This window comes from Acidithiobacillus sp. TH-A67, from assembly GCF_057473545.1.
Map to the genome: position 1 here is coordinate 1 of NZ_JBYCKU010000067.1, position 7,360 is coordinate 7,360.

At 53.6% G+C, this 7,360-nt stretch carries 6 protein-coding genes; all 6 read left to right on the forward strand.

The window, feature by feature from the left end; all coding sequences use genetic code 11:
• On the forward strand, positions 1 to 836 hold an 836-nt coding region (locus tag AC2VNM_RS10770), incomplete at its 5' end, for a 1-phosphofructokinase family hexose kinase (protein ID WP_486913294.1).
• Positions 829 to 2,211: an NAD(P)/FAD-dependent oxidoreductase gene (locus AC2VNM_RS10775; RefSeq protein ID WP_483166236.1), complete on the forward strand. Its 1,383-nt coding sequence runs from the start codon at positions 829 to 831 to the stop codon at positions 2,209 to 2,211. The genes AC2VNM_RS10770 and AC2VNM_RS10775, both read left to right, overlap by 8 nt.
• A gap of 14 nt (positions 2,212 to 2,225) precedes the next feature.
• The gene (locus AC2VNM_RS10780; protein WP_483166235.1) at positions 2,226 to 3,152 is read left to right on the forward strand and encodes a beta/alpha barrel domain-containing protein; all 927 of its coding nucleotides are present in this window, start codon (positions 2,226 to 2,228) and stop codon (positions 3,150 to 3,152) included.
• Positions 3,149 to 4,573 (forward strand): pyruvate kinase, encoded by a 1,425-nt coding sequence (gene pyk / locus AC2VNM_RS10785; protein ID WP_483166234.1) that lies wholly within the window; start codon positions 3,149 to 3,151, stop codon positions 4,571 to 4,573. Before AC2VNM_RS10780 ends, pyk begins: the two co-directional genes overlap by 4 nt.
• A 10-nt stretch (positions 4,574 to 4,583) precedes the next feature.
• Complete coding sequence (gene eno / locus AC2VNM_RS10790) at positions 4,584 to 5,879, forward strand: phosphopyruvate hydratase (RefSeq protein WP_483166233.1); 1,296 nt, start codon at positions 4,584 to 4,586, stop codon at positions 5,877 to 5,879.
• Between the two features lie 21 nt (positions 5,880 to 5,900).
• The coding region (gene glgP, locus AC2VNM_RS10795) for an alpha-glucan family phosphorylase (RefSeq protein ID WP_486913295.1) at positions 5,901 to 7,360 on the forward strand (1,460 nt) is incomplete at its 3' end.

Here is a 7,360-nt window from a genome sequence, read left to right on the forward strand (position 1 = left end):
GCGTACTCAAAAAATTGCTGGTCTGTGCCCACAGCTGCTGCGTTGTTGCAGGAAATGTTGGAGAACTGTTACAGCAGCTGCTTTTGCACCAACTGGACAGTCCACATTGTACCCCGGTCATGGGAGAGACGCGCATCAACGTGACGATTCTGCAGCAGCAACCATCTCAACAATTAGAGATTACCGCTGCTGGCCCGCGGATCTCAGCAATCGCGTTGGAGAGCATTACCCAAACCTTCCTCGACCTTTCGCACGGCGGCTACGGCATTGTCACCGGATCCGTACCCCCAGGAGTGCCTGAGGACATTTACGGAGCGCTGACGGATAAAATTCAGTCGGCGGGAGGCAAGGCAATTGTTGATGCACATGGAGCCCTACTTGCCAAGGCGATATCGCATCGCCCATTTCTGATCAAGCCAAACCGCTATGAACTCTCCCTCCTCTGTGGCAAAGATCTACCGACCCTGGAATCGGTCGTTTTCGAAGCGCAGAATTTGCGACGCCAAGGAGTACAGTACATTTGTGTTTCCTTGGGGGCGGACGGAGCGCTCCTCGTGGGCCCAGAGGGAAGCTATATTGCCCGGGCACCTGCTGTTACCGTGCGTTCCACGGTAGGGGCCGGAGACTCCATGGTGGCCGGGCTGGTAGCAGGATTTGCACAGGGCAAGCATCCTTCCGAAGCCCTGCGCTTGGGTGTTGCCTGCGGCAGCGCCACGGCCATGCAGCCCGGTACTGCTTTGGCCACCCGCAATGATGTAATCACACTCCTCCAGGAAGTTGACGTTCAAGTTTTCGCCCCTGATTCGACAAACAAGGAGAACCTTAGCTATGAATGAACTGAAAACGGATATTCTCATCATTGGCGGCGGACCCGCTGGCATGATGACTGGCATTACCGCTGCGCAATTTGCACCACATAAACAGGTGCTCGTCATCCGCCCGGAAACGGACGCTGTAATACCCTGCGGCATTCCCTATATCTTCGGCACCTTGGGAGGAACAGACGAGGATATGGCAGGGCGTGCACCACTGCTTGCCGCCGGAGGAAAAATCCAAATAGGGCGAATCCAGTCAGTCGATCGTAAGGCACGAACTGCAGTTCTGGATTCTGGAGATATCATTCACTGGGAACGTTTGGTCTTGGCAACAGGTGCCGAGAACTTTATTCCACCGATTTCTGGAACACAACTTGAGGGAGTGTTCAGTATCCAAAAGGATTATCAATATCTTGATGCACTCTTTTCCAAAGTGGTTCCCCAAATCAAAACCCTGGCGATTATTGGCGGAGGATTTATTGGCGTCGAATTTGCTGATGAAATCCGCAAGCGTGGTATCCAGGTTCACATCATTGAGATGTTGCCGCACCTTATGCAGGCCGCTTTCGATCTGGACGCCTGTGAAGCTGTGGAAAAACAGTTGCAAAAACAGGGGATACAGATTCATACCAATGCACGCGTAGAGGCTCTTTTACCTGACAGCACCGGCAAGCGCGTTGCACAAGTGCAAATCAGTGGTAAAGATCCGCTATCGGTGGATGGAGTCCTGATCGCGATAGGGGTGCGGCCCAACGTTCACTTGGCTCAGGAGATGGGCCTCACTTTGAGTCGTTCGGGCGGTATCTGGGTTGACGCCTATCAACGGAGTCGTGAAGATCCTGCGATTTTTGCGGTAGGAGACTGTGCCCATAAACAGGATTTTTTCACGCGCAAAGCCAACCACGCTCTGATCGCGTCACAAGCAGCAGCCGAAGGAAGAATCGCTGGTATGAATCTCTATGGTCTGCGCGAACTACGCCACAGTGCAGGGTCAGTCAGCGTTTATGCCAGCGAAATCGACGGATTAGCCTTTGGCGTTGCAGGACTCACGCAACACCAGGCAGAAACGGAGGGGTTTCCGATCCTTATCGGAGAATCGCGACTGCCAGACCACCACCCGGCATCCATGCCCAACACCACGGAAATTTATTGTCGTGTGATATTTTCTGCCGAATCCTTGCAATTATTAGGCGGGCAGATCCTGGGCGGGGCTACCACTGGCGAATTGGTCAATACCATCGGCCTTGCTGTACAAATGCGTGCGACGGCGCCCGATCTGGCCAGTATGCAGTTTGGCAGCCAACCCCGTCTCACGCCTTCGCTGCATCCCCTTATCGCTGCCACTGGTGATGCTCTGCAGCGTCATTTTGCCCAGTCGCATCCTTGCGTCAACTAATAGAGGAGGTCTTTATGCTCCAGTCATTCCCCACCCCCCCAACGGGAATTACCAAAGAGTCCGAGCGCCGATGGGAAGCCAACTATCGTCTCGTCACCCAAGAATCCGGACGTCTTTTCCTTATGGCTGGCGATCAAAAGGTGGAACACCTGAATGACGACTTCGTCGGCAATACAATCGCAAGCGATGATGGCGATCCCGAACACCTGTTCCGAATCGCCAGCGGAGCGCCCGTCGGCTGCTTTGCAGCGCAGATGGGTCTAATCGCACGCTATGGTCGTGATTATCCCAAAATCCCCTACCTACTCAAGCTCAACAGCAAAACCAATCTCATCAAAACCGCTGACCGGGATCCTGTCAGTTTGCAATGGCAATCGATGGAACAGGTGCACGCATTCATTCGGCATTCCCATTTGAACGTTGTAGGGGTCGGCTACACGATTTATCCAGGCTCAGAATACGAGACGCAGATGCTTCGGGAAGCAGCGCAGTTGATCCACGATGCGCATCAACTCGGCCTACTGGCCATTATCTGGGCCTACCCACGTGGGAAAGCAGTGGGAGAACGGGAACGTGATGCACACCTCATTGCCGGCGCCACCGGCCTGGTTGCCTGTCTCGGTGCTGATTTTGCCAAAGTAAATCCTCCAGTTGATAAGAGCGGTGCGATGGATGCAAGGTTACTGCGAGAAGCGGTCGCATCCGCGGGACGCACACAGGTCATCTGCGCAGGGGGTCGGGAAACCACTCCAAAGGAATTTCTCTTGCGCTTACAAGAACAACTGGTAGTCGGCGGAACAGCTGGTTGTGCCACCGGTCGCAATGTACATCAACGACCGCTTTCCGAGGCCATACGTTTCTGTGAAGCTATCCACGCCATTGTCGTACAACAGGAGCCGGTAGAAAAGGCGATCAGCCATCTGGGAGGTACCCAAACATGAACCACCTTCCCTCCCATCGTACCAAGATCGTCTGTACTATTGGCCCGGCATCCGATTCCACATCGACTTTGCAAGAGATGATCCGTGCGGGGTTGAATGTTGCCCGCCTAAACCTCGCACATGGCACGCAATCGGAGCATCGAGCTCGTATCTCGCGTATACAAGAAGCTGCACAGCACACAGGCAGACGTGTCACCATCCTGGCCGATTTGCCCGGACCCAAAATTCGTATTGGGGAACTGCCAGCTCCGATGCAGCTTCGGACAGGCACTACGGTTCTCTTGGCACCCGACGCACCTGGCACCGATAACCAAATCCCTCTAGAGTTACCAGCACTTTCGCGACATCTACAGAAAGGCGATCGCATCTATCTCAATGATGGGTTTCTCGAACTGGCTTTCTTACAGCAGGACAAGCATGGCCTACACTGCAAGGTCGTTGTTGGTGGCACCCTACTCTCTCACAAAGGCGTCAACCTTCCCGAGGTTTCGCTACGCGGCGGCGCCTTCACACCGGCAGACAGAGAGTTGCTGGCCTTCGCACTGCAGGCAGGTGTAGATGGCATTAGCGTGTCTTTCGTCGATGATGCCGAAGATCTCCACAAGGTGCGTAACGAGGCAACATCGTTGGGATATTCTCCCTTTCTCATTGCCAAGATTGAGCGCTCCCGGGCACTAAAACACTTGGATGAAATTATCACCGCAGCAGACGGGATCATGGTTGCTCGGGGCGATTTAGGCGTTGAAGTTCCCATTGCCGAGATAGGCGTACTACAAAAACGCCTGATACGCCAAACCCGTGCAAAAGGAAAGCCCGTTATCACAGCTACACAAATGTTGGAGTCCATGGTTCGTAACAGCCGCCCAACGCGCGCCGAGGTTACCGACGTCACCAATGCCATCCTGGATGGCACGGACGCAGTCATGCTGTCAGAAGAGTCGGCAATGGGAGACTATCCCGTTGAGGCGGTCAAGACCCTGGCCGAAATCGCTCGTATCGCGGAAGAAAACCGAGGAGAACTGCAGCCTTTGGCGAATGAATTTGCAGAGCCCTCTTCGGTAGAGTCATTGATTGCCCAAAATGTTTGGCTGAGTACGGAGAAACTGGGTCCACGTTTTGTCATTATCCCAACAGAGACGGGAGCTACGGCCGCACGCTTCGCCCGCTACCGATCCCCTGTCTGGGTCCTCGCCCTGAGTCCACATGCCGCTACCTGCCAACGTCTTGCCCTCCATTATGGCGTGTACCCGGTTGAATTTCCTCACCCCGAGGACAGCTGGACACAGGCCGTCCAGCGTTGGTTGATGGCACAGGGTATTCATTCCGGCGAAGTCATTCTGACGCAAGGCCCAAGCAAAGGCCATCCGGGCGGCACCAACCGCATGGAAATTCTTTCACTCGTCAACCCCAGCAAAGCATAGGGAGAATGGTATGCATACGAATATTGTAGAAGTCAGCGCCAGAGAAATTCTGGATTCCCGCGGTAATCCCACCGTTGAAGTCGAGGTGCTTCTCGGTAACGGGCGCCGTTCGCGCGCAGCTGTACCCTCAGGCGCTTCCACTGGTAGCAAGGAAGCGATTGAACTGCGAGATGGAGATAAAAAACGTTACGGGGGAAAAGGTGTGCTCCAAGTCATACATAACATAGAGGAGATTTTAGAGCCTGATCTGATAGACCTGGATGTCCGGGACCAAAGGGCCATCGATAATGCTCTGATCGGACTTGATGGCACCGACAACAAGGCACGTTTAGGTGCAAATGCCCTTCTCGGAATATCAATGGCCTGTGCAAGAGCGGCTGCCGACGCCTGTGATTTACCCCTCTATGCCTATCTCGGAGGTCCTGGGGCGACACAGCTCCCCGTGCCGTGCTTCAATGTGTTGAATGGTGGCGTGCATGCCCATTGGTTGGGAGCCGATTTCCAAGAGTGTATGTTGGTACCCTACGGCGCGGAAAATTTCCATGAGGCCCTGCGTTGGGGCTCGGAAATTTATCATGCCCTTCAGTCCGTACTCCTGGAGAAACACCTTTCAGTGAACATTGGTGACGAGGGAGGATTTGTACCTGCCGTCCACTCAAATCAGGAATCCTATGATCTCCTGGTTACGGCAATCGAACGGGCTGGATTTGTTCCGGGGAAGGATTGTGGCATTGCCGTCGACCCTGCATCATCAGAGTTCTATCACGATGGTAAGTACCAACTACATACGGAAAATCGAGCTCTCAGCAGTGAGGAAATGATCGATTATTACATCAAGCTGGTGGACAATTATCCCATCGTCCTTTTGGAAGATGGCCTTGCTCAAGATGACTGGGAAAGCTGGAAAATTCTCAACAAGAAACTTGGCGATAAAATAGAGCTGGTTGGAGATGATATTTTTTGCACCAATCCAACGATCATTGCCCGTGGAATCAAGGACAATATCGCCAACTCAGCGCTTATCAAACTCAATCAGATCGGCACAGTCTCAGAGACGCTGGCAGCTGCAAGATTAGCACAATTCCATCACTGGGGGGCATTTGTATCCCATCGCTCCGGGGAAACTACTGACGACTTCATTGCCGACCTGGTGGTCGCGCTGGGCTGCGGCCATATCAAATCCGGGGCCCCAGCCCGTGGAGAACGGGTGGCAAAATATAATCAGCTCATGCGAATAGAGGAATGGCTCGGCACAGCCGCTACCTTTGCTGGGAAACAAGCATTCATCAGACCTATTCGCTTCTAACTTACAGTCAAGGAGTAAGCTATGACATCAGCATTATCCGGTTACCTTCTGCCGAATTTTCCTAAGTCATTGGGCGGCCTCATTGAGCTCGCCATGGATTTGCAATGGTCATCGGATCGTTCTACCGAGATATTATGGAAAACCCTGGATCCAGTTTTGTGGGAACAAACCAAGAATCCATGGTTGATTCTCCAGAATCTCAGAGAAGACACAAAGAAACAATTCGCTCGAAACACGCAATTCAAGGCAGATTTGGCCCGTATTCTAAGAACATACAGAGAATACCAAAACGATGCCAGCTGGTTCCAAAAACAGTTTCCCGACCCTCTATTTTCCAGTGTAGGATATTTCAGCATGGAGTTCGGGCTGTCGGAAGCGTTACCCATCTACTCTGGCGGGCTTGGTATGCTTGCGGGTGACTACCTGAAAAGCAGCAGTGGCCTCGGAATTCCTGTTACGGGGATTGGCATACTTTGGCAACAAGGCTATTTTCGGCAGGCTATCGACGAAGCGGGGCGACAGGTAGAGCAGTTTCCCTACAATGATCCCATCCAGCTTCCAGTGACTCCGGTGGCCGATCAAAACGGGGATTGGCTGCGCATAGAAGTCGGATTACCGGGACGTACACTGATTCTTCGTGCCTGGCAGGTCCGTGTCGGAAAAGTTTCGCTCTATCTTCTTGACAGTAACGATCCACTCAACAGCCCTGCCGACCGGGGCATTACCGCCGAACTCTATGGTGGCGGGCCGGAAATGCGCCTGCAGCAGGAGATCTGCCTGGGTGTTGGCGGTTGGCTGCTGCTGCGCCATCTCGGTATAGAGATAGATATCTGTCATCTGAACGAAGGGCACGCCGCCTTTGCCATCCTAGCCCGCCTCCAGAGTCACATGCGTGATCATGGGACCGACTTCCAGTGCGCCCTGAACGCCACCCGCGCTGGCAACATCTTTACTACCCACACCCCGGTAGCTGCTGGCTTCGATCGTTTCGACGTGTCTTTGGTCACCCATTATCTCAACGCAGCATTGCCCGATCTACAAGCGAATCTGGCGCAAACACTGGCGTTGGGGAAAGAATGCCCTGAAAACTCTAACGAGCCCTTCAACATGGCCTGGCTCGCTATCCATGGCAGCATTGCAGTCAATGGCGTCAGCGAGTTACACCAAGCCGTCAGTCAACACCTGTTCCAACCTCTCTTTTGCCGTTGGCCCACGGTAGAAATCCCGGTGCAGCATGTTACCAATGGTGTCCACGTTCCTTCCTGGGATAGTGTCATGTCTGATGCAATGTGGAGCAAATATGCCGGTGTCGAACGGTGGCGTTCTTGGGATCCGCAACAGTTGCAAGCGCAATTCTGTAGAGTTACCGACACCGAAATCTGGCAACTGCGGCAACAGGGTCGCCAACAACTCATCGAATTTGCCCGCAATCGCCTGCAACGGCAGTTGGCCATGGCGCACCGCCCGCAGGAAGAGATCGA